26 protein-coding genes are annotated in these 25,373 nt (G+C 69.7%); 14 read left to right on the forward strand and 12 right to left on the reverse strand.

What is annotated here, in order from left to right; all coding sequences use genetic code 11:
• The first annotated feature begins 123 nt into the window (after nt 1–123).
• On the forward strand, nt 124–1,644 hold the full coding sequence (gene glpK, locus ACR9ZG_RS06200) for a glycerol kinase GlpK (protein ID WP_481283951.1): 1,521 nt from the start codon (nt 124–126) through the stop codon (nt 1,642–1,644).
• Between the two features lie 51 nt (nt 1,645–1,695).
• On the opposite strand, the gene ACR9ZG_RS06205 is transcribed toward glpK, so the two are convergent.
• From ACR9ZG_RS06205 to sdhC, 11 genes are all read right to left on the reverse strand, one after another.
• Nucleotides 1,696–2,430 carry an HAD family hydrolase gene (locus tag ACR9ZG_RS06205; RefSeq protein ID WP_481283952.1) on the reverse strand — a complete coding sequence of 245 codons (735 nt, stop codon included), beginning with the start codon at nt 2,428–2,430 and terminating at the stop codon, nt 1,696–1,698.
• Nucleotides 2,427–3,050 (reverse strand): GNAT family N-acetyltransferase, encoded by a 624-nt coding sequence (locus tag ACR9ZG_RS06210; RefSeq protein WP_481283953.1) that lies wholly within the window; start codon nt 3,048–3,050, stop codon nt 2,427–2,429. The genes ACR9ZG_RS06205 and ACR9ZG_RS06210 overlap by 4 nt, the downstream gene beginning before the upstream one ends.
• Nucleotides 3,050–4,060: a tryptophan--tRNA ligase gene (trpS, locus tag ACR9ZG_RS06215; protein WP_481283954.1), complete on the reverse strand. Its 1,011-nt coding sequence runs from the start codon at nt 4,058–4,060 to the stop codon at nt 3,050–3,052. Before trpS ends, ACR9ZG_RS06210 begins: the two co-directional genes overlap by 1 nt.
• A gap of 30 nt (nt 4,061–4,090) precedes the next feature.
• Nucleotides 4,091–4,927 (reverse strand): exodeoxyribonuclease III, encoded by an 837-nt coding sequence (locus tag ACR9ZG_RS06220; protein ID WP_481283955.1) that lies wholly within the window; start codon nt 4,925–4,927, stop codon nt 4,091–4,093.
• A 9-nt stretch (nt 4,928–4,936) separates the two neighbouring features.
• Nucleotides 4,937–6,190 (reverse strand): YihY/virulence factor BrkB family protein, encoded by a 1,254-nt coding sequence (locus tag ACR9ZG_RS06225; protein WP_481283956.1) that lies wholly within the window; start codon nt 6,188–6,190, stop codon nt 4,937–4,939.
• An 87-nt stretch (nt 6,191–6,277) separates the two neighbouring features.
• A complete protein-coding gene (locus ACR9ZG_RS06230; protein WP_481283957.1) occupies nt 6,278–6,592 on the reverse strand; it encodes a DUF4190 domain-containing protein in 315 nt (104 codons plus the stop codon).
• 36 nt (nt 6,593–6,628) lie between these two features.
• Entirely contained in the window at nt 6,629–7,012 is a 384-nt protein-coding gene (locus tag ACR9ZG_RS06235; protein ID WP_481283958.1) for a hypothetical protein, read from the reverse strand.
• Nucleotides 7,013–7,155: 143 nt separating this feature from the next.
• The gene (locus tag ACR9ZG_RS06240; RefSeq protein ID WP_481283959.1) at nt 7,156–7,917 is read right to left on the reverse strand and encodes a succinate dehydrogenase iron-sulfur subunit; all 762 of its coding nucleotides are present in this window, start codon (nt 7,915–7,917) and stop codon (nt 7,156–7,158) included.
• Complete coding sequence (gene sdhA, locus ACR9ZG_RS06245; RefSeq protein ID WP_481283960.1) at nt 7,917–9,719, reverse strand: succinate dehydrogenase flavoprotein subunit; 1,803 nt, start codon at nt 9,717–9,719, stop codon at nt 7,917–7,919. The genes ACR9ZG_RS06240 and sdhA overlap by 1 nt, the downstream gene beginning before the upstream one ends.
• A gap of 28 nt (nt 9,720–9,747) precedes the next feature.
• Nucleotides 9,748–10,191, reverse strand: coding sequence for a succinate dehydrogenase hydrophobic membrane anchor subunit (locus ACR9ZG_RS06250; protein WP_481283961.1), 444 nt, complete (start codon nt 10,189–10,191; stop codon nt 9,748–9,750).
• Nucleotide 10,192: 1 nt separating this feature from the next.
• On the reverse strand, nt 10,193–10,585 hold the full coding sequence (sdhC, locus tag ACR9ZG_RS06255; RefSeq protein ID WP_481283983.1) for a succinate dehydrogenase, cytochrome b556 subunit: 393 nt from the start codon (nt 10,583–10,585) through the stop codon (nt 10,193–10,195).
• Nucleotides 10,586–10,783: 198 nt separating this feature from the next.
• Between sdhC and ACR9ZG_RS06260 the strand changes: the two genes are divergently transcribed.
• Nucleotides 10,784–10,984, forward strand: a complete 201-nt coding sequence (locus ACR9ZG_RS06260; RefSeq protein WP_481283962.1) for a hypothetical protein — start codon at nt 10,784–10,786, stop codon at nt 10,982–10,984.
• 11 nt (nt 10,985–10,995) lie between these two features.
• Here ACR9ZG_RS06260 and ACR9ZG_RS06265 read toward each other — a convergent pair whose 3' ends face one another.
• On the reverse strand, nt 10,996–12,120 hold the full coding sequence (locus tag ACR9ZG_RS06265; RefSeq protein WP_481283963.1) for a mannose-1-phosphate guanylyltransferase: 1,125 nt from the start codon (nt 12,118–12,120) through the stop codon (nt 10,996–10,998).
• A gap of 85 nt (nt 12,121–12,205) precedes the next feature.
• Between ACR9ZG_RS06265 and ACR9ZG_RS06270 the strand changes: the two genes are divergently transcribed.
• The 12 genes from ACR9ZG_RS06270 (at nt 12,206) to ACR9ZG_RS06325 (ending at nt 25,370) form a co-directional block, all read left to right on the forward strand.
• Nucleotides 12,206–13,369: a glycosyltransferase family 4 protein gene (locus ACR9ZG_RS06270; protein ID WP_481283964.1), complete on the forward strand. Its 1,164-nt coding sequence runs from the start codon at nt 12,206–12,208 to the stop codon at nt 13,367–13,369.
• A gap of 75 nt (nt 13,370–13,444) precedes the next feature.
• A complete protein-coding gene (locus ACR9ZG_RS06275; protein WP_481283965.1) occupies nt 13,445–14,584 on the forward strand; it encodes a magnesium and cobalt transport protein CorA in 1,140 nt (379 codons plus the stop codon).
• Between the two features lie 192 nt (nt 14,585–14,776).
• Nucleotides 14,777–15,856 (forward strand): BMP family lipoprotein, encoded by a 1,080-nt coding sequence (locus tag ACR9ZG_RS06280; RefSeq protein WP_481283966.1) that lies wholly within the window; start codon nt 14,777–14,779, stop codon nt 15,854–15,856.
• Nucleotides 15,857–16,070: 214 nt separating this feature from the next.
• Nucleotides 16,071–17,591 (forward strand): ABC transporter ATP-binding protein, encoded by a 1,521-nt coding sequence (locus ACR9ZG_RS06285; RefSeq protein ID WP_481283967.1) that lies wholly within the window; start codon nt 16,071–16,073, stop codon nt 17,589–17,591.
• Complete coding sequence (locus ACR9ZG_RS06290; RefSeq protein WP_481283968.1) at nt 17,588–18,868, forward strand: ABC transporter permease; 1,281 nt, start codon at nt 17,588–17,590, stop codon at nt 18,866–18,868. Before ACR9ZG_RS06285 ends, ACR9ZG_RS06290 begins: the two co-directional genes overlap by 4 nt.
• Complete coding sequence (locus tag ACR9ZG_RS06295) at nt 18,865–20,154, forward strand: ABC transporter permease (protein ID WP_481283969.1); 1,290 nt, start codon at nt 18,865–18,867, stop codon at nt 20,152–20,154. The genes ACR9ZG_RS06290 and ACR9ZG_RS06295 overlap by 4 nt, the downstream gene beginning before the upstream one ends.
• Nucleotides 20,151–20,603 (forward strand): cytidine deaminase, encoded by a 453-nt coding sequence (locus ACR9ZG_RS06300; RefSeq protein ID WP_481283970.1) that lies wholly within the window; start codon nt 20,151–20,153, stop codon nt 20,601–20,603. The genes ACR9ZG_RS06295 and ACR9ZG_RS06300 overlap by 4 nt, the downstream gene beginning before the upstream one ends.
• Nucleotides 20,604–20,617: 14 nt before the next feature.
• Nucleotides 20,618–21,937, forward strand: a complete 1,320-nt coding sequence (locus ACR9ZG_RS06305) for a thymidine phosphorylase (RefSeq protein WP_481283971.1) — start codon at nt 20,618–20,620, stop codon at nt 21,935–21,937.
• Between the two features lie 747 nt (nt 21,938–22,684).
• Nucleotides 22,685–23,263, forward strand: a complete 579-nt coding sequence (locus ACR9ZG_RS06310; protein WP_481283972.1) for a CPBP family glutamic-type intramembrane protease — start codon at nt 22,685–22,687, stop codon at nt 23,261–23,263.
• Complete coding sequence (locus ACR9ZG_RS06315; protein WP_481283973.1) at nt 23,256–23,723, forward strand: hypothetical protein; 468 nt, start codon at nt 23,256–23,258, stop codon at nt 23,721–23,723. Before ACR9ZG_RS06310 ends, ACR9ZG_RS06315 begins: the two co-directional genes overlap by 8 nt.
• Nucleotides 23,724–23,774: 51 nt before the next feature.
• Entirely contained in the window at nt 23,775–24,893 is a 1,119-nt protein-coding gene (locus ACR9ZG_RS06320) for an adenosine deaminase (RefSeq protein WP_481283974.1), read from the forward strand.
• A 24-nt stretch (nt 24,894–24,917) separates the two neighbouring features.
• Nucleotides 24,918–25,370, forward strand: coding sequence for a PTS sugar transporter subunit IIA (locus ACR9ZG_RS06325; RefSeq protein ID WP_481283975.1), 453 nt, complete (start codon nt 24,918–24,920; stop codon nt 25,368–25,370).
• Nucleotides 25,371–25,373: the final 3 nt, after the last annotated feature.

A 25,373-nucleotide genomic window follows, 5' to 3' on the forward strand; every position in this document is an offset into this window, starting at 1 on the left:
GGGGGCCGGGGGGGGCGCCCCCCCCTAACACCACCCCCCCCCCCCCCCCCCCCCCGCGGGGGGCGGCCGGCCCCCCGCGGCCGGCCCCCTTCTCAGCCCCACCCCAGAACAAAGGAGTTATCCATGGCCGACTACGTCGTCGCTATCGACCAGGGCACGACCAGCACGCGCGCGATCATCTTCGACAAGTCAGGGTCGATCGTCTCGACCGGACAGCTGGAGCACGAGCAGATCTTCCCGAAGGCCGGCTGGGTCGAGCACAACCCGGTCGAGATCTGGAACAACACGCGTGAGGTCATCGGCCAGGCGCTGTCCAAGGCCGATCTGACCCGCCACGACATCGCGGCCGTGGGCATCACCAACCAGCGCGAGACCGCGGTGGTGTGGGACAAGAACACCGGTGAGCCGGTCTACAACGCCATCGTCTGGCAGGACACCCGCACGCAGCCGATCGTCGACCGCCTCGCGGCGGACGGCGGCGTCGAGCGCTTCAAGCAGATCGTCGGCCTCCCGCTGGCGACCTACTTCTCCGGCACCAAGATCGTGTGGATCCTCGAGAACGTCGAGGGAGCCCGCGAGCGCGCCGAGGCGGGCGACCTCCTCTTCGGCACGACCGACTCCTGGGTGCTGTGGAACCTCACCGGCGGACCGGACGGCGGCGTGCACGCCACCGACGTGACCAACGCCTCCCGCACCCTGTTCATGGACCTGGAGACGCTGAGCTGGCGCGACGACATCCTCGAGGTGTTCGGCGTGCCGAAGTCGATGCTGCCCGAGATCAAGAGCTCGTCCGAGGTCTACGGCCAGGTGGAGTCGTCCAGCCTGCTCCGCGAGGTCCCGGTCGCCGGCATCCTCGGCGACCAGCAGGCCGCCACGTTCGGCCAGGCCGCCTTCGACACCGGCGAGTCCAAGAACACCTACGGCACCGGCAACTTCCTCATCTTCAACACGGGTGAGGAGATCGTCCACTCCAAGAACGGGCTGCTCACGACCCTCGGCTACAAGCTGGGAGACGCGGCGCCGCACTACGCGCTGGAGGGCTCGATCGCCGTCACCGGCTCGCTGGTGCAGTGGCTGCGTGACAACCTGGGCATCATCTCCAGCGCCCCGGAGATCGAGGAGCTGGCCAAGACGGTCGACGACAACGGCGGCGCGTACTTCGTGCCGGCGTTCTCGGGCCTGTTCGCCCCGTACTGGCGGGCGGACGCGCGCGGCGCGCTCGTCGGCCTCACCCGCTACGTCAACAAGGGCCACATCGCCCGCGCCGTGCTGGAGGCGACCGCCTTCCAGACCCGCGAGGTGCTGGACGCGGTCAATGCCGACTCCGGTGTGCAGCTGTCGGAGCTGAAGGTGGACGGCGGCATGATCGCCAACAACCTCCTCATGCAGTTCCAGGCCGACATCCTGGGCGTGCCGGTCATCCGCCCGGTCGTCGCCGAGACGACCGCGCTCGGCGCCGCCTACGCCGCCGGCCTCGCCGTGGGCTTCTGGGAGAACCTGGACGACCTGCGCAAGAACTGGCAGGAGGACAGCCGCTGGACCCCGCAGATGGGCGACGAGGAGCGCGAGCGCCAGCTCCGCCTCTGGAAGAAGGCCGTCACCAAGACCTTCGACTGGGTGGATGACGACGTGCGCAACGCGTAACGATCCGCACAGGAACGCCGTCCGGCCGAGCCGGGCGGCGTTCGTGCGTTCTCAGGGGGAGAGTGCGCTCGCGAGCTCGTCCAGTCCGGTGATCCGCAGTACTCCGGCCTCCCGCGCCTCCTCCGCCTCGGCGGGCTCCGGCACCGCCTCCCGCCGGTTCAGCCAGACGCCAGTCAGTCCGGCGCGCGCCGCGCCGATCGCATCGGTGCGGAGGCGGTCGCCGATGTAGGCCGCCTCCGACGGCTGCACGTCGAACAGGGCGCAGGCGTGGTGGAAGATCGCGACGTCCGGCTTGGCGACGCCCACCTCTCCCGATGCGACGAGCACGGGGATACGCGCATCCAGTGCCACCACCTCCACCTTGCGCCGCTGGAACGCCAGGTCGCCGTTGGTGATCAGACCAAAGCGCACCCCCGGGAGGGAGGCCGCGAGCGCATCCAGGCAGGGGAGGGCGTCGTCGTGGAGCGTCCACGCGGCGACGTAGTGCTCGAAGTATTCGGCGAACCAGGCGCTGGCCTGCTCCGGCGTCAGCGAGACGCCGTGGCGCGCCGCGAAGTCGCGGGCGCGGGCCTGGCGCTGGCCCTCGAAGTCGAGTCGGCCTGCGAGGTACGAGTGGTAGTGCTCCTCCTCCAGGTCGTGCCACAGCGCCGTGAGCTCGGCCGTCTCCAGCCGCCCGTACGGCTCGCCCAGCGCCTCCGCGTAGGCGCGGATGCCGGACTCGACGGCTGCTCGGTGCGCGAAGAGCGTGTCGTCGAGGTCGAACAGCACGACGCTCGGCGGCGTCACCGTTCGGCGCCCGTCTCGGGCGGCCAGCCGTGGGCCTGCTGCCGCGGGTCGTCGCGGAGCAGCCCCGCCTGCCAGTCGTCGCGGCGAGCACCGCGCTGCACGGCGCCGAGCCGGCTGAAGCCCTCGAACCGGAAGCCGGCGCGCCGGGCGACCGCTGCACTTGCGACGTTGCCGGCGAAGGCGTGCCACTCGACGCGCTGCAGGCCGAGCCCGGCGGGCGGCTCCGCGAACGCGAAGTCGAGCACCAGGGAGACCGCCTCGGACATCAGGCCGGTGCCGCGCGCCTCAGGGGCCAGCCAGAAGCCGATCTCGGCCTGACCGTCGGCGATGGAGTCGAGGCCGACCATCCCGAGGAGACCGCGGCCGCCGTCAGCGTCCGGCGCGCCGGAGTCCCGGATCGCCCAGGTGCACGACCGACCGCTCACCCAGCCGTCGGCCACCACGACGCCGACGAAGGTCTCGGCGTCCGCGCGCCTGTACGGCTGCGGCACGGTCGTCCACTCGGCGACGGCCGGGTCCTGGCAGAGCTCCGTGATGCGGTCGATGTCCGCCTCGACGGGCGCGGACAGCACCACCCGCGAGCCGGTGAGCGTCACGGGCCCGGCGGGTGGCAGCGCCATCAGCGGGTCCGCCGCAGGAACCCGACGCGCTCGTACGCCGTGGCCAGCGTGGCCTCGGCGATCTCGCTCGCCCGGTCGGCGTTGACGGCCAGGATGCGGTCGAGCTCCGCCGGGTCGGCGAGCAGCTCGAGTGCACGCTCGCGGATCGGCGCGAAGGTGTCGACCACGACCTCCACGAGGCCCTTCTTGAGGTCGCCGTAGCCCTTGCCCTCGTACTCGACCTCGATGCTCTCGATCGTGCGTCCGCTGAGCGCCGAGTAGATGCTCAGGAGGTTGGAGACGCCCGGCTTGCCCGCGCGGTCGTACGCGACCACGCCGTCGGTGTCGGTGACGGCGCGCATGATCTTCTTGCGCGTGACCGACGGCTCGTCGAGCAGCCACACGATTCCGGCGCCGGACTCCGACGACTTCGACATCTTCGACTCCGGGTTCTGGAGGTCGTAGATGCGCGCGCTCTCCTTGAGGGTCATCGCCTGCGGCACGACGAACGTGTCGCCGAAGCGGCTGTTGAACCGCTCCGCGAGGTCGCGCGTCAGCTCGACGTGCTGGCGCTGGTCGTCGCCGACCGGCACGACCTGGGCCTCGAACAGCAGGATGTCGGCGGCCATGAGCACCGGGTAGGCGAAGAGGCCCACCGAGGTGGCCTCCGCTCCCTGCTTGGCCGACTTGTCCTTGAACTGCGTCATGCGCGACGCCTCGCCGAAGCCGGTGATCGTGTTGAGCACCCAGGCGAGCTGCGCGTGGGCCGGCACGTGCGACTGCACGTACAGGGTGGAGGCGGACGGGTCGATCCCGGCCGCGATGTACTGCGCGGCGGTGCGGCGCGTCTTCTCGCGCAGCTCGGCGGGATCCTGCGCGACGGTGATCGCGTGCAGGTCGACGACCGAGAAGAAGGCGTCGTGCGTGTTCTGCAGGTCCTTCCACTGCAGCAGCGCGCCGACGTAGTTGCCCAGGTGCAGCGAGTCGGCCGACGGCTGCATGCCGGAGTAGAGACGGGGGAGTGAAGTCATGTTCGTGTCCTCGGATGAATGGGTGCGGGTTCAGACGGCGTAGTCGACGACCACGGGGGCGTGGTCGGACCATCGCTCGTCGTAGGCGTCGGCGCGGTCGACCGCGTAGTCCTGCACCCGCTCGGCGAGGGCCGGGGTGACCAGCTGGTAGTCGATCCGCCAGCCGGAGTCGTTGTCGAACGCCTTGCCGCGCCACGACCACCACGTGTACGGGCCCTCGACCTCGCCCGCGTGACGACGGCCGACGTCGACCCAGCCGAGCCCGGCGCCGGCGTTGTAGCGCGGATCGCCCTCGGCGCCGAGGAACCGGTCGAAGTAGGCGCGCTCCTCGGGGAGGAAGCCGGCCTTCTTGACGTTGCCCTTCCAGTTCTTGATGTCGAGGGTGCGGTGGCCCACGTTGAGGTCGCCCAGCACCACCGCGAGCTCGCTGTGCTTCTGCAGCTGCGGGAGGCGCGCCTCCATCGCGTCGAGGAAGCGGTACTTCTCGACCTGCTTGTCGGTGCCGGCCTCGCCCGAGTGGACGTACGTGCTCACGACCGTGACGACGGTGCCGTTGACCTCGTAGTCGGCCTCGAGCCAGCGCCCGGCGCTGTCGAACTCCGTCGGGCCCAGCTCGACCCGGTGGATGGCGGCGCGGTGACGGCTGGCGATGGCCACGCCCGCGCGGCCCTTCGCGGTCGCAGGGTCGTGGACGACGTCCCACTCGTCGCCGAAGAGCTGCTGGAGGTCGTCGGTCGACGCCCGCACCTCCTGGATGGCGAGGATGTCGACGTCGCGCCCCTCGAGCCAGGAGCCCATGCCCTTGCGGAAGGCGGCGCGGATGCCGTTGGCGTTGATCGTGGCGATGCGCAAGGGCTTCGAGGGCATGCCTCCAGCCTACCGGGGACCGCCGACGGCGTTCTTCGGCAGCCGGCCCCCGTCGAGCAGGTCGTCGAGGCGGTTGACCGCCTTCTCGACCCGTCGCTGCGCACGCAGCCGGGACAGCCAGCGCGCCTCGGCGAGGTCGCGCTGCGCGGAGTCCAGCTCGGCCCGCGCGACGAGCACCCTCGCCTCGTGCTCGGCCGCCGCCTTCTCGGCCGCGGCCTGCTCCGCGGTGACCATCCGTGGCGAGAGGCCGCGGTCGAACATCCCGACCGCGATCCAGGAGGCCGACAGCAGGATCACGCGCGAGATGAGGTTGAACCAGAGCAGGAGGCCGACGAAGACGGCGAAGGTCGCGAGCAGGGGATTCTTCGTCGCCCCGGTCAGCAGCAGGCCGCCGAGCGCGCTCAGCCCGGCCAGCACGAGCGAGCCCAGCAGCACTCCGAAGAACAGGTTGCGCCACGGGATGGCCACCCGCGACATGACGCGGAACATGGCGCCGAGCGTGAAGATGTTGAGCGCGACCGACACCATCAGGCCGGAGAAGCGCGTCACGGCGGTCGTCCAGAACGAGTCGGAGCTCAGCCCCAGCATGTCGAGGAGGAACGTCAGCGTCTGCGTGCTGGCGATCGTGAGCAGCGCCGACACGATCAGCACGATCCCGAAGGCCAGCGACAGGACGAGGTCGCGCAGCTTCTGCACGACGTAGTTCGTCGTGTCGCGGCTCAGCCCGAAGACCGCGCGCACCGCCTGGCGCGTGTAGTACAGCCAGCCGATGGCGGTCCAGAGGAGGCTGACCGCCGCGACAACGCCGGCCCAGCCGAAGGCGGTCGCCTGCTGCAGCTGCGCCGGGCTGATGACGCCCGGGGTGGTGTCGGTCGCGATCAGCCCCGGCACCGCCCGGTTGATGATGATCACCAGCGCCTGGAAGATGTCGGGATTGTTCGCCAGCCAGTAGCTCGCCACCGAGAAGCCGAGCCACACCGCGGCGAACACCGCGAACAGCGACTGGAACCCCATCCCGGCCGCGCGGAGGTTGCCGTCGGAGTGCGAGTAGTTGATGTACACGCGGTACGGCCGCCAGGCCTGCACCCACTTGGTCCAGCGGGAGACGCGCGCGACCGGACGCTCCAGCCGCTCCTTCAACGGCTCGGCGGCGTCGAGCAGGCGCTCCTTCAGCGTCTCGCTCGGCTCGACCGTGCCCTCGGCGCGCTGCACCGACGGGTCCGGCTGCGCCCGCTCGTGCGCGGGGTGCGACTTCTTGGCCACCGGCTCAGGATATCCACGGTGGCCCGCGCGCCAGAGCCCCGGTGTCCACGCGGGAGGCGCGGCCGCCGGGGCTCTGTCGCGCTGGGGTCAGTACGAGTAGCCGGACCCGACCGACGCGGCGATGAGGCCGCCGACGATCGCGAGGGTGACGGCCAGCACGATGAAGCCGATGTAGATGTAGCCGATCACGAGGCCGGCGATGGCGAGCCCGCGTCCGTTCTCACCGGTGCGCTTGATCTGGCTGAGCGCGATGTGCCCGCAGATCACGCCCGCGAGCGGGAAGATGAAGGCGCCGACGAGCGCGATGATCGCGAGGACGTTGGTGCCGTTCTGCTGCGTCGGGTACGGCGCGTAGGCCGGCTGCGGGGCGGGCGGGTAGGCGTTCGGGTTCTGGTCGGTCATGGTGAGGCTGCTCCGATCGGATGGAAGGGGGACGGACTACTTCTGCGAGACGCTGTCGGCCAGCACGCCCGCGTTGTGGAGCGCGGCGGCCAGCGCGTTGGCCGTCTCCTGGAACGCGGTGTCGGTCTTGGCGGCGCCGATGGCCCCGCCCTTCAGGACGCCGCCGGCCATGTTGCGGTTGAGGCGTGCGACGAGGCGGCCCTGCTGGTCGACCATGAAGTCCACGGTGAAGGACACGTGGAAGTTCTTGCCGGCCATCGCGCCCAGCCAGACGGTCGCCGCCGCACTGCCGCGCTTGGCCAGCAGGCCGCCGGTCGGGGTGGCGGTGACGGCGAAGCCGTTCTGCTGGAGCGTGGAGGCGACGATCTGCCGGGCGGCGTCGTGGTCGCCGAGCAGGAAGAAGTCGTGGGCGGAGGCCATGCGGGATCCTCGGGTTCGTAGACGGGTTCATGCCCGGCCGGGCACGATCCGTCACTCTACCGGGGTACGAAAAACTCCGCCATCCCGCTGGGCCAGCGGGATGGCGGAGTCAAAGGAGAGTCAGGTCAGGGCTTGCCGCGCATTCAGCGCTTGCCGCGCATGATGGCCTGCTTGACCTCCGCGATCGCCTGCGTCACCTGGATGCCGCGGGGGCACGCGTCGGTGCAGTTGAAGGTCGTGCGGCAGCGCCACACGCCCTCCTTGTCGTTGAGGATGTCGAGGCGCACCTGCGAGTTGTCGTCGCGCGAGTCGAAGATGAAGCGGTGCGCGTTGACGATCGCGGCAGGACCGAAGTACTGGCCGTCGGTCCAGAACACCGGGCAGGACGACGTGCACGCGGCGCAGAGGATGCACTTGGTGGTGTCGTCGAAGCGGGCGCGGTCGGCGACCGACTGGATGCGCTCCTTGCCCTTCTCGGGCTTCGAGTTCGCGACGAGGAACGGCTGCACCTCGCGGTAGGAGGCGAAGAACGGCTCCATGTCGACGATGAGGTCCTTCTCCAGCGGGAGGCCCTTGATCGCCTCGACGTAGATCGGCTTGGAGATGTCCAGGTCCTTGATCAGCGTCTTGCAGGCGAGGCGGTTGCGGCCGTTGATGCGCATGGCGTCCGAGCCGCAGATGCCGTGGGCGCACGAGCGGCGGAACGTCAGCGAGCCGTCCTGCTCCCACTTGATCTTGTGCAGGGCGTCGAGGATGCGGTCGGTGGGGTACATCTCGACGTCGAAGTCCTGCCAGCGCGGCTCCGTGTCCACGTCCGGGTCGAAGCGGCGGATGATCAGGGTGACGGTGAACGACTGGACCGGGGCCTCGGGGGCCGGGGGAGTCTCGAGCACGGCGGTCGACATCAGTACTTCCTCTCCATCGGCTGGTAGCGGGTCACGACGACGGGCTTCCAATCGAGCGTGATGTGGTCTGCGGCATCGGACGAATGCGGGTCGCCGGTGAGGTAGGCCATGGTGTGCTGCATGTAGTTCTCGTCGTCGCGCTTCGGGAAGTCGTCGCGCATGTGGCCGCCGCGGGACTCCTTGCGGTTGCGCGCGGAGTAGACGACGACCTCGGCGAGGTCGAGCAGGAAGCCGAGCTCCACCGCCTCCAGGAGGTCGGTGTTGTAGCGCTTGCCCTTGTCCTGCACGACGACGTTGCGGTAGCGGTCGCGGAGGCCGTGGATGGTCTCGGTGACCTGCGCCAGCGACTCGTCGGTGCGGAACACCTGCGCGTTGCGGTCCATCTCGTCCTGCAGCTCCTTGCGGATCGCGGCGATGCGCTCGGTGCCGGTGGAGGAGCGGAGGCCCTCGATCATCTCGCGGACGCCGCGCGCCGGGTCCTCCGGCAGCGGGACGAACCCGGCGGTCTTGACGTACTCGACGGCGTTGTTGCCGGCGCGCTTGCCGAAGACGTTGATGTCGAGCAGGGAGTTGGTGCCCAGGCGGTTCGAGCCGTGCACCGACACGCACGCGCACTCGCCCGCGGCGTAGAGGCCGGGGACGACGGTCGTGTTGTCGCGCAGCACCTCGGCCGCGGTGTTGGTCGGGATGCCGCCCATCGCGTAGTGCGCGGTCGGCATCACCGGGACCGGCTCGACGACCGGGTCGACGCCCAGGTAGGTGCGGGCGAACTCGGTGATGTCCGGCAGCTTGGTCTCGAGGACCTCGGCGCCGAGGTGCGTGCAGTCGAGCAGCACGTAGTCCTTGTTGGGGCCGGCGCCACGGCCCTCCGCGACCTCCTGGACCATGCAGCGGGCGACGATGTCGCGCGGCGCGAGGTCTTTGATGGTCGGGGCGTAGCGCTCCATGAACCGTTCGCCGCTGGCGTTGCGGAGGATCGCGCCCTCGCCGCGGGCGCCCTCGGTGAGGAGGATGCCGAGGCCGGCCAGACCGGTCGGGTGGAACTGGAAGAACTCCATGTCCTCCAGCGGGAGGCGCTTGCGCCAGACGATGCCGACGCCGTCACCGGTGAGGGTGTGGGCGTTGGAGGTCGTCTTGAAGATCTTGCCGAAGCCGCCGGTCGCGAAGATGACGGCCTTCGAGTGGAACACGTGCAGCTCGCCGGTGGCCAGCTCGTAGGCGACGACGCCCGCGGGCTGGGGGACGCCGTCCACGTCGGTCATGATCAGGTCGAGCACGTAGAACTCGTTGAAGAAGTTGATGCCGAGCTTGACGCAGTTCTGGAACAGCGTCTGCAGGATCATGTGGCCCGTGCGGTCGGCCGCGTAGCAGGCCCGGCGCACCGGCGCCTTGCCGTGGTCGCGGGTGTGACCGCCGAACCGGCGCTGGTCGATCTTGCCCTCCGGCGTGCGGTTGAACGGCAGGCCCATGTTCTCGAGGTCGATGACGGCGTCGATCGCCTCCTTGGCGAGGATCTCGGCCGCGTCCTGGTCGACGAGGTAGTCGCCGCCCTTGACGGTGTCGAAGGTGTGCCACTCCCAGCTGTCCTCTTCCACGTTGGCGAGCGCCGCGGCCATGCCGCCCTGCGCCGCGCCGGTGTGGGAGCGGGTGGGGTAGAGCTTCGAGATGACCGCCGTGCGGGCGTGCGGCCCCGCCTCGATGGCGGCGCGCATCCCGGCGCCGCCGGCGCCGACGATGACGATGTCGAACTCGTGGTAGTGGACGCCGTCGATGACGGTCGATTCAGTCGTTGCGGTTGTCACAGGTGCCTTTACGTCGGAGCCGGTTGCGTCAGCGCGCCGGGCAGAAGGACGGCAGCTGGTCGGCCGCCGCGCCCGCCGGACAGGGGTCGAAGGTGAAGATCACGAGCGTGCCGAGCACGATCAGCACGACGACGGCGGCGTAGACCGCCCAGCGCAGGATGCGGTTGACCGTGCGGTTGTGCGCATAGTCGTTGACCAGCGTGCGCATGCCGTTGCCGCCGTGGATGAGCGCCAGCCACAGCATGAGCAGGTCCCAGACCTGCCAGAACGGCGTGGCGTACTTGCCCGCGACGAAGGCGAAGTCGATCTGCTTGACGCCGTCGCCGAGGACGAGGTTGATCAGCAGGTGACCGAAGATCAGGACGATCAGCACGAGGCCGGAGAGCCGCATGTAGATCCAGCCCCACTTCTCCCAGTTGACGCCCTTGCGCGCCGGACGGGCGGGGGTGCGCGGTGCTTCGATGGTCGTCACGTCAGTTCCCCTCCGCGAAGATGTGCATGAGCTGCACCGGGACGAAGCCGGCCATCAGCACGACCCACAGGCCGATCACGATCCAGAACATGACCTTCTGGTACTTGACGCCCTTGCTCCAGAAGTCGATCAGGATGATCCGGATGCCGTTGAAGGCGTGGAACACGATCGCGGCGACCAGGGCGACCTCGCCGAGCCCCATGATCGGGTTCTTGTAGGTGCCGATCACCGCGTTGTACGCCTCGGGGCTGACGCGGATGAGCGAGGTGTCCAGGATGTGGACGAGCAGGAAGAAGAAGATCGCGACACCGGTGATGCGGTGCAGCACCCACGACCACATCCCCTCCCGGCCGCGGTACAGTGTGCCGCCCGGCCGGTTCGACGCCGGCTTCAGGGTGCCTACCGCTTGGTCTGACACGGACAACCCTCCCTGGTTGCATGCTGGATGGGAGCGCCAGAAGCGCAGTGCAAGTCTATGCCGCGACCCGGCGGAACGCTTCTTAGGCTGCCCTTGGTTATCTCGACGTCGAGATAACCGCGGCGGGGCCGGCGCAGAGCTTGACCGCGCCGGGGGCGGGCGTAGCGTCGTGCCATGACGCAGGATGAACCGACGATGGACGGCAGCACCGAGGCCTCCGACGAGGAGCGGCTCGCGGGAGTGGTGCAGCAGGTGCGCGCCGACGTGCGGCTGCGCCCGGAGGAGGACGGCGAGGCGCTGCTGCGCCAGCGGCTCACCGACGTGGGCATCCAGCTGGACGACGCCGAGTTCGCGCGGATCGCGCGCGAGCTCTAGCGGGGTCGCGTCTAAAGCACGTCGGTCGAGCCGGTCACCTTCAGGGCGTCGACCACCGCCTTCACCCGCTGTGCGTTCTCGCTGGTCGTGACCAGGAGCGCGTCCGGGGTGTCGACCACGACGATGTCCTTCACGCCGATGAGGCTGATCACGCGCTTCGTCTGGCTGACCACGATCCCGCTGGACGAGTCCGCGAGCACGCGCGCGTTCTCGCCGAGGATCGCCAGGTCGGACTTGCGGCCGCCGGAGTTCAGCTTGGCCAGCGACGCGAAGTCGCCGACGTCGTCCCAGTCGAAGTAGCCGGGCACGACGGCCAGCCGCCCGGCGGCGGCCGCGGGCTCGGCGACCGCGTAGTCGATCGCGATCTTCTCGAGGTTCGGCCAGATGCGGTCGACGGCGGGGCCGCGGGTCGCGGGGTCGTCCCAGGCCTCCGCGAGCTCCAGCAGGCCCGCCAGCAGCGCGGGCTTGCTGCGGCCGATCTCCTCCAGGAGGCGGTCGGCGCGCGAGATGAACATCCCGGCGTTCCAGAGGTGGTCGCCGCCGGCGAGGTACTTCTCCGCGGTGGCGAGGTCCGGCTTCTCCACGAAGGAGCGGACGAGCAGGGCGCTCGGCGCGCCGGCCACCGTGAGCGGCTCGCCGGCGTGGATGTAGCCGAAGCCGACCGCCGGCTCCGTCGGCTTGATGCCGATCGTCGTGATGTAACCGGCGTCGGCCGCGGCGAACGCCTCGCGGACGGCGGCGGTGAAGAGCGGGACGTTCTTGATGACGTGGTCGGCGGCGAACGAGCCGATGATGACCCCGGGCTCCCGCCGTTCGAGGATGGCCGCGGCCAGCCCGATGGCGGCGGTGGAGTCGCGCGGCTCGGACTCGAGCACCACGTTCGGGTCGCGCAGCGCCGGCAGCTGGTCCTCGACCGCCGCCCGGTGCGCCCGGCCGGTGACGACCATCACGCGCTGCTCGCCGGAGATCGGGGCCAGGCGGTCCCAGGTGTCGCGCAGGAGGGTCTGGCCGGAACCGGTCAGATCGTGCAGGAACTTCGGCGCCTCCGCCCGCGACAGCGGCCACAGCCGCGATCCGATCCCTCCGGCGGGGATCACGCTGTAGAAACGGTCGAGGGGCAGGGTCCGGTGACTCATGCCGAAAGGATACCGACGGGTGCCGCTCACCGGCCGTTCACGGAGGGGCAACACCGGGGCAACCCCCGGCCGGGACCATGAGGCCATGCGGGTCGCCGTCGTGAGCGAGAGCTTCCTCCCCACCGTCAACGGAGTGACGACCAGCGTCCTCCGCGTGCTCGACCACCTCGCCGACCACGGCCACGAGGCGATCGTCATCTGCCCCGACGCGGGCGCGCCCGCCGAGTACCGCGGCTTCCGCATCCACCAGGTGCCGTCGATCGCGTACCGGCAGTTCCCGGTCGGGCTGCCGAGCCCGCAGGTGCAGCGCATCCTGGCCCGGTTCCAGCCGGACGTGCTGCACGCGGCGTCCCCCTTCTTCCTCGGCGCGCAGGCGATCGCGGCCTGCAACCGGCTCGGCGTGCCGTCCGTCGCGATCTACCAGACCGACGTCGCCGGTTTCGCGCGCCGCAACGGGCTCGGGATGACCTCCGCCATCGCGTGGAGGTACGTGCGCTGGGTGCACGAGGGCGCCGACCTGACCCTGGCCCCGTCGTCCGCCTCCGAGGCCGACCTCCGCCAGGCCGGCGTCCGCCGGGTGGAGCGCTGGGGCCGCGGCGTCGACCTCGAGCGCTACCACCCGAACCACCGGAGGACGCCCGCGGCTGCCGCACTCCGCGAGCGGCTCTCGCCCGACGGCGAGGTCGTGGTCGGCTACGTCGGCCGTGTCGCGCCCGAGAAGCAGGTGGAGCGGCTGCGCGCCCTGCGCGGACTGCCCGGCGTCGCGCTCGCGATCGTCGGCGACGGCCCGGCGCGCGATCAGGTGGCGCGCGAGCTGCGCGGAATGCCGGTGACCTGGCTCGGGCGGCTCGGGGGAGCGGAGCTCGGCACGGCGTACGCGGCCTTCGACCTCTTCGTGCATACCGGCTCGGAGGAGACCTTCGGCCAGACGGTGCAGGAGGCGCACGCGTCCGGTCTGCCCGTGGTGGCGCCCCGCGCCGGGGGACCGATCGACCTCGTCGAGCACGGCGTCGACGGCCTCCTCTACGCGCCGGGCGACGAGCGCGCGCTGCGCGCGGCGGTCGGCACGGTCGTCGCCGACACCCCGCTGCGGCTGCGGATGGGGGAGGCCGGGCGGCGCTCCGTCCTCGGCCGCGACTGGGCGGGCGTGTGCGGCGAGCTGATCCGCCACTACGAGCGGGTCATCGTCGCCGCCATCGAGCAGGCAGGCCGGGAAGGGGCAGGCCGCATCCCCAGCCTCCGCGCGTAAAGTGAGGTGGCCGCTCCGGCGGCCGTGACCCTTATGTTGGCGCACTCCCTTGGCGCACGACCCTGGAGGTGAACGATGGCGAACCTGAACCGACGTGGCATCCCGATGCCCTTCGTGTCCCGAGCGCGACGGGTCGACCCTCCATCCGCCTCCGGCGTCGCCACCGCGCAGGCGGAGCCCGCCGTGCGCGAGCGCGCCAGCATGGTCGACAGCGCGGTGTACGCCGGCGGCGTGCGCGTCGCCTCCCCGCGGAGCCTGGCCGACACCTACCGCGCGCTCGACGAGACGCGCGACGGGATGGCGTGGATCGGCCTCTACCGGCCGAGCGAGCAGGAGCTGATGTCGCTCGCGGACGAGTTCAACCTCCATCCGCTTGCCATCGAGGACGCGATCGTCGCCCACCAGCGGCCCAAGCTGGAGCGGTACGACACCGTGCTGTTCGTGGTGCTGAAGGCGGCGAACTACCTGGACGTGCCGGAGGAGGTCGACTTCGGCGAGCTGCACCTCTTCGTCGGCCCGAACTTCGTGATCACGGTCCGCCACAGCGAGTCGCCCGACCTCTCCACCGTCCGCCAGCGGATGGAGGCGGAGCCGGAGCTGCTGGCGCTCGGACCGCAGGCGGTGCTCTACGCCATCATCGACGCGGTGGTCGACGCCTACAGCCCGGTCGTCGCCGGGCTCGCCAACGACATCGACGAGATCGAGTCGCAGGTGTTCGGCGGCGACGCGCTCGTCTCCCGCCGCATCTACGAGCTGTCGCGGGAGGTCATCGACTTCCAGCGCGCGACGCACCCGCTCTCGGCGGTCATGATCGCGCTCGAACGCGGCACCGCGAAGTACGGCGTGACCCAGGAGCTCGAACGCCGCCTGCGCGACGTGGCCGACCACCTCACGCAGGTGAACGAGCGGGTGGACGCGTTCCGGTACCTGCTGCGCGACATCCTGACCGTGAACTCCACACTGGTCGCCGAACGCCAGAACGAGGAGATGACCAGGCTCGCGCACTCCAGCAACACGCAGGGAGAAGAGGTGAAGAAGATCTCGTCCTGGGCGGCGATCCTCTTCGCCCCCTCGCTCATCGCCGGCATCTACGGGATGAACTTCACCCACATGCCCGAGCTCGACTGGCCGCTGGGCTACCCGCTCGCCGTCGTGGCGATGTTCGGGCTGAGCGGACTGCTGTACGCGGTGTTCAAGCGGCGCGGGTGGTTGTAGGCGACGTCGAGCGGGGTGTCCCCAGCACGGGTGACACCCCGCTCGAATGAGCAGTCGCCAACGGTGCGCGCGTTTGTAACGCTTGCATGAAGAAGCCGGATTCGAGGACGGTGCGGTCCGACACATTCGGTAACGTGAATCGCATCTGGCCCCGTTGTACCCGCGGCGGCCACGCATCTTGGAGGACAAACCTTGACAATCACAGCCCGTAAGGCCGGCCTCGTCGGCCTGGCGGCGACCGGCGTCATCGCGCTGCTCGCCGCGTGCTCGGCTGCTCCGTCGGACGACTCGACCGGCGCCGCGAAGAGCGACTTCCTTCCCTGCATGGTCTCCGACTCCGGCGGCTTCGACGACCACTCGTTCAACCAGCTCGGCTACGAGGGCATGGTGCAGGCGGCGGACAAGCTTGGCGTGGAGTACAAGAAGGCGGAGTCGAAGAGCGAGAACGACTTCGACCCGAACATCCAGTCGATGGTCGACGCCAACTGCAACCTCGTCACGACCGTCGGCTTCCTGCTGGCCGACGCGACGAAGAAGGCGGCCGAGGCGAACCCCGACGTGAACTTCGCCATCATCGACGACAGCTCGATCAAGGCCGACAACGTCAAGCCGATCATCTTCGACACCGCCCAGGCGGCGTTCCTCGCCGGCTACGCGGCCGCGAGCTACTCGAAGACCGGCATCGTCGGCACCTTCGGCGGCATGCAGATCCCGACCGTCACCATCTTCATGGACGGCTACGCGGACGGCGTCAAGTACTTCAACGAGCAGAAGGGCAAGTCCGTGAAGGTCGTCGGCTGGGATGTCGACGCGCAGAACGGCTCCTTCACCGGTGGCTTCGACGCCAACGAGACCGCGAAGAACACGGCGCAGGGCATCATCGACCAGAACGCCGACGTGATCATGCCGGTCGGCGGCCCGATCTACCAGTCGGCCGCTCAGGCGATCAAGGACTCCGGCAAGGAGATCGCGATGATCGGTGTCGACGCCGACGTCTACGAGTCCGACCCGGCGGTCAAGGACCTCCTGCTGACCTCGGTCATGAAGGGCATGAAGCCGGCCGTCAACGACGTGGTCACCCAGGCCGCCGACGGCAAGTTCTCGAGCGAGCCGTACGTCGGCACGCTGAAGAACGACGGCGTGGGCATCGCCCCGTTCCACGACTTCGAGTCGAAGGTCGACTCGGGTCTGCAGGGTGAGCTCGACAAGATCAAGGCCGGCATCATCGACGGCTCGATCACGGTCACCTCGCCGGCGTCGCCCAAGCAGTAACGACATCGCACTCGACGGGGAGGTCAGCATCGCTGGCCTCCCCGTTGTCGTGCTCCCTGCCTCCATGATCCGGCCGGACTCTTGCTCGGCCTGCTCGTTTGAGCACACACTGACATTTGTGCAGGAAGGTAGGGTTGTGGATGCGCATCGAGGCCACCAGCCGTTTCGCGCGTCCTCACTCACCCCGGGCGAGTAGAGAAGGAAACCCACCCGAATGAAGCTCGAGCTCCGCGGCATCACCAAACGGTTCGGTGCCCTGGTCGCGAACGACCACATCGACCTCACCGTCGAACCCGGAGAGATCCACTGCCTGCTCGGAGAGAACGGCGCAGGCAAGTCGACTCTGATGAACGTCCTCTACGGCCTCTACCAGGCCGAGGAGGGCGAGATCCTGCTGGACGACGAAGTCCAGCACTTCGCAGGCCCCGGCGACGCGATGAAGGCCGGCATCGGCATGGTGCACCAGCACTTCATGCTGATCCCCGTCTTCACCGTCGCCGAGAACGTGATGCTCGGCCACGAGCAGACGAAGTTCGGCGGCCGCCTCGACCTGGCCGCAGCCCGCGCGAAGGTGCGCGAGATCTCGGACCGGTTCGGCTTCGATGTCGACCCCGACGCGATCGTCGAGGACCTCCCCGTCGGCGTGCAGCAGCGGGTCGAGATCATCAAGGCGCTCTCGCGCGACGCGAAGGTGCTCGTGTTCGACGAGCCCACCGCGGTGCTGACCCCGCAGGAGACCGACGAGCTGATGGCGATCATGCGCCAGCTCAAGGAGCAGGGCACCGCGATCATCTTCATCACCCACAAGCTGCGCGAGGTGCGCGAGGTCGCCGACCGCATCACCGTCATCCGGCTGGGCAAGGTGATCGGCGAGGCCGAGCCGACCGCGACCAACACCGAGCTGGCCTCCATGATGGTCGGCCGCGCGGTGTCGCTGACGGTGTCGAAGGAGCCGGCCACGCCGGGCGAGCCGGCGCTGGTGGTCCGCGACCTGTCGGTCATCGACCCGATCGGGCAGCTCGTGGTCAACCGGGTCAGCTTCGAGGTGCGCGCCGGGGAGATCCTCGCGATCGCGGGCGTGCAGGGCAACGGGCAGACCGAGCTGACCGAGGCGATCCTCGGGCTGCAGCCGCGGGTGACGGGGGAGATCCTGCTCGACGGGACGCCGATCCAGGGCCGCAGCGTGCGCAAGGTGCTCGACGCCGGTGTCGGATTCGTCCCGGAGGACCGCAACGAGGACGGCCTGGTCGGCGAGTTCACCATCCAGGAGAACCTGATGCTCGACCGCTCGACCGGGGCGCCGTTCGTGAAGGGCGGCAACATCCAGTTCTCCTACCTCAAGGACTTCGCCGAGGAGAAGGTGCGCGAGTTCGACGTGCGCACCCAGTCGATTGACACCGCGGTCGGCCGGCTCTCGGGCGGCAACGCTCAGAAGGTCGTGCTGGCGCGCGAGCTGAGCCGTGAACTGCGGCTGTTCGTCGCCGCGCAGCCGACCCGTGGACTCGACGTCGGCTCGATCGAGTTCGTGCACAAGCGGATCGTCGAGACCCGCGACTCCGGCGTCCCGGTGATCGTGGTATCGACCGAGCTGGACGAGGTGGCGGCGCTGGCCGACCGGATCGCGGTGATGTACCGCGGCGGCATCGTAGGGATCGTGCCGGGCAACACGTCGCGCGACGTGCTCGGCCTGATGATGGCCGGCGAGTCGCCGGAGCAGGCGGGAGCAGCAGCATGACCGGGACCGAGACGACGACGGCGCAGCCGGCGGACGGCCGCCCCACCCCGCAGCCGGAGCAGCAGGAGGAGCCCCGCTTCAACCGGGCGATGCGCGAGATCATGGCCGGACCGGTCGTCATCTCGATCCTCGCCGTGGTCCTGGCCCTGATCGTGGGCGCCATCCTCATCGCGGTGACGGACCCGGGCGTGCAAAAGGCGGCGGGGTACTTCTTCGCCCGGCCCGGCGACACGTTCTCCGCGATCTGGGACTCCGTCTCGAGCGCGTACGTGTCGATGTTCCAGGGCGCGATCTACAACTTCCGGAGGCCGAGCTTCGTCGCCGGCATCCGCCCGCTGACCGAGACGCTGACCTTCGCGACCCCGCTGATCGTCTCCGGTCTCGGCGTCGCGCTGGCGTTCCGCGTCGGCCTGTTCAACATCGGCGGCCAGGGACAGATCCTCATCGCCGCCGCGGCCTCCGCGTGGGTGGGCTTCTCGTGGAACCTGCCGCCGGTCCTGCACCTGGTGCTCGCGGTCGTCGCCGGCATCGTCGGCGGCGCGATCTGGGCCGGCATCGTCGGCCTCCTGAAGGCGCGCACCGGCGCCCACGAGGTGATCGTCACGATCATGCTCAACTACATCGCGTTCTACCTCATCTCGTACATGCTCCGCACGCAGGGGCTGCTGCAGGCGCCGGGCTCGAACAACCCGAAGGCGCCGCCCATCCACGACAACGCGGTGTTCCCGGCGCTGTTCGGTCCGCGCTTCAACCTGACCTGGGCGTTCGTCGTGGTCATCGCCGCCACCGTGTTCGTGTGGTGGCTGATCAACCGGTCGAGCCTCGGCTTCCGGTTCCGCGCCGTGGGTGAGAACCCGAACGCGGCCCGCGTGGCGGGCATCGACGTGAAGAACGTCTACCTGTACGCGATGCTCATCGCCGGCGGTCTCGTCGGCATCGCGGGCGCGAGCCAGGCGCTGGGCGTGTTCCCGCAGGGGATCAGCTCGGGGGTGGATGCCGGGATCGGCTTCGACGCGATCACGGTCGCGCTGCTGGGCCGGTCGCGGCCGTGGGGCGTCTTCGTCGCCGGCCTGCTGTTCGGCGCGCTGAAGGCCGGCGGCTACACCATCCAGGCGGCCAACGACATCCCGATCGACATCGTGCTGGTCGTGCAGTCGCTCATCGTCCTCTTCGTCGCCGCGCCCCCGCTGGTGCGGGCGATCTTCCGCCTGCCGACGCCCGGGAGCACTCCCCGGAGACAGCGTCCGATCGTCTCGAAGGAGGTGGCGGCCAAGTGAGCACCACCGCCCCTGTGGTCCCCGACTCCTCGCCCATCGTGCTCGAGAAGGCGCAGATCCGCTCCTGGAAGGCGCCGATCGCGTTCGCCGTCTTCGTCGTGATCAGCCTGATCCTGTTCCTCGGGTTCCAGCGCCACGGCCAGTCGACGTTCCGGTTCTCGGAGACGTCGGACGCGATCAAGATCGCCAACCTGACGGTCGACACCTTCTCGACGACCATCGTCGTCATCGTGCTCCTCGCGATCATCACCGCCGTCAGCGCCTGGCTGTCGTGGCAGGCGCGCAAGACCCCGGTGTGGCTCGTGATCGTGTTCGCGCTGATCTTCATGTTCGGGTTCCTGGCCTGGGCGGGCTCCGGCGAGCTGCCGGTGCCGGTCACGGGTCTGCTGCTCGGCACGATCAGCCTGTCGGTGCCGCTGGTGTTCGGCGCCCTCGGCGGCGTGATCTCGGAGCGCGGCGGCGTTGTCAACGTCGCCATCGAGGGTCAGCTGCTCGCCGGCGCGTTCGTGTCGGCGATGACCGCGACCCTCACCGGCTCGTGGGTGGTCGGCCTCCTGGCCGCGCTCGTCGCCGGCGTGCTGGTGTCGTTCGTGCTCGCCGCGTTCTCGATCAAGTACCTCGTCGACCAGGTGATCGTCGGCGTCGTGCTGAACGTGCTCGTCACCGGTCTGACCAGCTTCCTGTACTCGAAGGTGCTCGCCGCCGACCCGGGGCTGCTGAACCGTCCGCCGCGGCTGCCGGAGTGGCCCATCCCGGTGCTGAGCGAGATCCCGATCATCGGGCCGGTGCTGTTCCGGCAGACGATCATCGAGTACCTGATGTACATCGCGATCTTCGTGGTGTGGTTCGGCCTGTTCAAGACCCGCTGGGGCCTGCGCCTGCGCTCGGTCGGCGAGCACCCGGAGGCCGCTGACACCGTCGGCATCAACGTCAACGGCACCCGGTTCTGGAACGTGTCGCTCGCCGGAGCCGTCGCCGGCCTCGGCGGCGCTTACTTCACCCTCGGCTCGGTCGGCGCGTTCTCCAAGGAGATGACCGCAGGGCAGGGCTTCATCGCCCTCGCCGCCGTGATCTTCGGCCGCTGGGACCCGATCAAGGCCACCCTCGCGGCCCTCCTGTTCGGCTTCGCGTCGAACCTGCAGAACGTGCTCGGCATCATCGGCTCGCCGGTCCCGAGCGAGTTCATGCTGATGCTGCCGTACGTCGTGACGATCTTCGCGGTCGCCGGGCTCGTCGGCATGTCGCGCGCACCGGCGGCCGACGGCAAGCCGTATATCAAGTCATGAGCGGAGCGTACGTGAACCCGGCGATCGACTGGGAGGCCCTGCGCGCCTCCGCCCGCGAGGCGATGACCCACGCGTATGTGCCGTACTCCAAGTTCCCGGTCGGCGCCGCCGCCCTGGTCGACGACGGCCGCATCGTGAGCGGCTGCAACGTCGAGAACGCCAGCTACGGCGTGACCCTGTGCGCGGAGTGCGGCCTGGTGTCGTCGCTCGCCATGACCGGCGGCGGCCACCTCGTGGCCTTCGCGTGCGTCGACGGCGACGGCAACACGCTCATGCCGTGCGGGCGCTGCCGGCAGCTGCTGTACGAGCACTCCGCCGAGGGGATGCTGCTGGAGACCGTCTCCGGCATCCGCACCATCGACGAAGTGCTGCCGGACGCCTTCGGCCCCCGCCAGCTGGTGGAGTACCAGCGCGGGCACGCCGGCGGCGGCGACATCGACAACGACTAAGGAACCTTCTCGCAGTGACCCAGAGCAATACGGCACAGCCCAACGCGGTCGAGGCGTTCGACGCCGTCGACCTCATCCGGACCAAGCGCGACCGCGGCGAGCTCGCGACCGCCGAGATCGACTGGCTGATCGACGCGTACACGCGCGGCTACGTGGCCGACGAGCAGATGTCGGCCATGACCATGGCGATCTTCCTCAACGGGATGACCAGGCGCGAGATCAAGGACCTCACCCTCGCGATGATCCGCTCGGGCGAGCGGATGGACTTCTCCGGTCTCGGCAAGCCGACCGCCGACAAGCACTCGACCGGCGGCGTCGGTGACAAGATCACGCTGCCGCTGATGCCGCTCGTCGCCTCCTTCGGCGTCGCCGTGCCGCAGCTCTCCGGCCGCGGCCTCGGCCACACCGGTGGCACGCTCGACAAGCTCGAGAGCATCCCCGGCTGGCGGGCGAACCTGTCGAACGAGGAGATGTTCGCCCAGCTCCGCGAGCTGAGCGGCGTGATCTGCGCGGCCGGCTCCGGTCTCGCTCCCGCCGACGGCAAGCTGTACGCGCTGCGCGACATCACGGGTACGGTCGAGGCCATCCCGCTCATCGCCTCCTCGATCATGTCGAAGAAGATCGCCGAGGGGACGGGCGCGCTCGTGCTCGACGTGAAGTTCGGCTCCGGCGCCTTCCTCAAGGACATCGACCGCTCGCGCGAGCTGGCGCGCACGATGGTGGAGCTGGGCCGGGACGCGGGGGTCGCGACCTCCGCCCTCCTCACCGACATGAACGTGCCGCTGGGCCTCGCGATCGGCAACGCGAACGAGGTGCGCGAGTCGGTCGAGGTGCTGGCGGGAGGCGGCCCCGCCGACGTCGTGGAGCTCACCGTCGCCCTCGCCCGCGAGATGCTCGCGCTGGCTGGCCGGCCCGACGAGGACGTGGAGGCCGCACTGAAGGACGGCCGCGCCATGGACTCGTGGCGCAAGACGGTCCGCGCGCAGGGCGGCGACCCCGACGCCGCGCTCCCGGTGGCCCGCGAGACGCACACCGTCGTGGCCGACGCGGACGGGGTGCTCGTGGAGCAGCAGGCCCTGCCCTTCGGCATCGCCGCCTGGCGCCTCGGCGCCGGCCGCGCCCGCAAGCAGGACCCGGTGCAGCACGCGGCGGGCATCGACCTGCACGCGAAGCCGGGCGACGAGGTGAAGGCCGGCCAGCCGCTGTTCACCCTGTCGGCCGACGAGCCGGCCCGCTTCGAGCGCGCACTGGAGGCGCTGGAGGGCGCATACCGCATCGCGCCTCCCGGGACGCCCTTCGAGCGCGGCCCGCTGGTGGCGGAGCGGATCGCCTAGGCCCGGCTAAAATTTAAGATGTGATACGTTGAGTCGGTCGAGGCCGAGTGGGTGCCTCGTTCGACGAAGAACGGATACACATCACATGAGGGCGCGCCTTGCCACCTCCCCTGGCAGAGTTCGACGAAATCGCACCGCCACCGCGATCGTCGCAGCCGCGGTCCTGGTGACGGGACTGACGGGATGCACGCAGCAGTTCTACGGCGTCTCCTGTGACTTCAACGTCCAGAACGCACACCAGCGGCATTCGAACCGCACCGTCATGAATGCGAAGGCGACGGTGACCTGTTCTGCGGTCGTCAATACGGCTTCCATGACGATCAAGATGCAGCGCTCGTCCGGCGGGAGGTGGGTCGACGTCGGTGGAACTCAGAGAACCACCACGTACGCGACGATCAAAGCGAAGATCCCCTACCAGTTCAACACGAACGACGTAGCTTGCTCGGCCGGGACCTATCGGGCCGCGGCAAGAGGATCTGCCCGCCTGGCTGGAAACAAGTCGGCGTCGGCTAATTGGGAGTACGGGAAGTCGTCGCCGATCACATGCAGATAGCTGTCGCGTCACGGGCTACCGGTGACCCCGGCGTCAGGCGAGACGGACTCGATGCTGCGGCGGCGCTCGCGGTCGCCAGCGGGCAGGCAATCGCCGGGTGGTGTCAGCCCTTGGGTTTCGGTGTGAGCGCTGTCGGGGCTGCCGCCATGATCGTTGCTGGCGGGGGGCGCGGCGGCCGAGCCGCTGGCGGAGCCATGGTCCTCGCGTTCGCGCTTGCGGCGACGCCGTTGCACCTGGCCTGCGCACTCTTCGCGCCGCTTCTCGTCGTCCCGTTCCGTCCTCGCGGAGGGGTCTTCGGGCGCTCTACGAGCGGGGCGATCGCGGTCGGCAGCGTCGTGGCGCTGCCGTGCGCTGTCGCCCTGTGGCTGTGGTGGACCGATCAGCCGTCGCTAGTCTTCTACTCGTTCCTTCCGCCGTGGATCTCCGTATTCCCGAGTCCGCTCGTGCCGTTCGTCCTGTGCGTGTTGGCGGCCGGCCTGAATTCGACGTGGGAAGAGCTGCTTTGGAGACGCGTGCTGTCAGACGCCATGCCGAGCGCAACCGTTCGCGCGCGCTGCGCTTCGACGGGCATCATGGCGGCGCTGTTCGGCCTCGCACATCTTCATTCCCTTCCCGGCGGTTGGGTGGGCGTCATCATGACGACCGTGTTCGCTGTGGTGGCGCGGATGCTCGTCGTCAGACTGCACCGCGGTACGCTTGCCGCGCTCGTTGCCCACTTCTTTGCCGACCTTGTCCTCCTGCTGCTCATCACCTTTGGAGCCGTCGATGCCTGAATCACGATTCGACCCGCAGCGCCTGCGCTCGCTGATCGAGCGCTACCTCGGCGAGCACGCGACGTTGGAATTCGCTCACGGCGGCACGCGGGTGTGGGTTTTCCCCCACGGCTACGGCAGTCCGATTCAGCTGCGCCTCGAGGAGGACACCTGCGTCGTTCTGGCCGGGTTCTCGTTCCGGGTGCCGCTCTCCGCGGGCATCGCCGGGTCGGAGTGGATGATCCTCGACTGCGTGGAGGCGGTCGTCACGGGGGCGGCTTCGGAGTACTACGACTTCCGCAGCAACCTCCTCGGCGACGATCGCAGCGACGGCGTCGTCGGCTCCGCCTTCGTCGGGCGTGACATGGCGATCGGCATCGAGAACGAGAGTGCACGGTTCGTGCGGAGCATCCCGGCGTGGGAGGTCGTCCCGCCGCGCCCGACGGACACGACGATGGACGCGCTGTGGAGCGACGACTGACGCGGTCCAGACGGGTTCTTCCACCGCAGCCGAGCGCATAGGGTGAGAAGCATGACGGACGCGACGAACGAGTACCTCCTGCCCGACGGCACGGACATCCGCCTCCTCCCGAAGGTGTCGCTGCACGACCACCTCGACGGCGGCCTCCGGCCCGCGACGGTGCTGGAGCTCGGCGGCGAGATCGGGCTGGAGCTGCCGGCAGACGACCCGGAGACGCTCGCTGCGTGGTTCGCCGAGAAGTCGAACTCCGGCTCGCTGGTCGAGTACCTGAAGACGTTCGACCTCACCACCGCGGTCATGCAGACCCGCGAGGGGCTGGAGCGTGTGGCCCGCGAGTTCGTGCAGGACCTCGGCGCCGACGGCGTCGTCTACGGCGAGATCCGCTGGGCGCCCGAGCAGCACCTGGCGCGCGGCCTCAGCCTCGACGAGACCGTGGAGGCCGTGCAGGCCGGCATCGAGCAGGGCATCGAGGACGTGCGCGCCGCCGGCGGCGGCATCCGCGTGGGCCAGCTCGTCACCGCCATGCGCCACAACGACCGCGGCCTCGAGATCGCGGAGCTGGCTGTGCGGCACCGCGACCGCGGCGTCGTCGGCTTCGACATCGCGGGGCCGGAGGCCGGGTTCCCGCCGTCGAACCACCGGGCGGCGTTCGACTATCTGGCGGCACAGTTCTTCCCGGCCACCGTGCACGCGGGGGAGGCGGACGGGCTCGACAGCATCCGCAGCGCCCTCCTCGACGGCCGCGCCCTCCGCCTGGGCCACGGCGTCCGGCTCGCCGAGGACATCACGGTCGAGCGGCAGGACGACGAGAACACCTACGTCACCCTCGGCACCCTGTCGCAGTGGGTGAAGGACCGCGAGATCGCGCTCGAGACGAGCCCGACCTCCAACCTCCAGACCGGCGCCATCGCCGCCTGGGGCAGCGAGCTCATCGACCACCCGTTCGACCTGCTGTACCAGCTCGGCTTCCGCGTCACCGTGAACACCGACAACCGGCTGATGAGCGGCACCTCGCTGACCCGCGAGCTCAGCCTGCTCGCGGACGCCTTCGCCTACGACCGCACGGACCTGGAGATCTTCCAGCTCAACGCGGCCGCCGGCGCGTTCCTGCCGTTCGAGGAACGTGAAGAGCTGGCCGACATCATCACAGCAGGTTTCGAGGGTTCCTGAGCCGCCGACGGCTACGCTGAGACCATGCCACTGCCGCCGCTGCCCGATTCCGCCGTGACCGTCGGCGCGCACGCCGCCGACTGGCGCGAGGCTGTGCAGCTGGCCGGCGCGGCGCTCGCCCGGTCCGGCGCGACCGAGCAGGGCTACGCGGCACGGATGATCCAGGTCATCGAGGAGTTCGGCGCGTACATCGTCATCGCCCCCGGGCTTGCCCTCGCGCACGCCCGGCCGGGGCCCGACGTGAACACGGACGGGCTCTCGGTCGTCACCCTCGACGAGCCGGTCGTCTTCGGCCACCCGCACAACGACCCCGTCTCGGTGGTGCTCGGCCTCGCGGTGTCGACGCCGGAGGCGCACGTCACGAGCGTCGCGGAGCTGGCGAACGTCTTCAACGAGCCCGACGCGATCCCCGCACTGGCCGCCGCGACCAGCGTCGCCGAAGTGCAGCGCATCCTGAAGGCCGAGGCCGTGCAGTGACGG

This window comes from Leifsonia sp. KNZ12-8B (assembly GCF_056755495.1).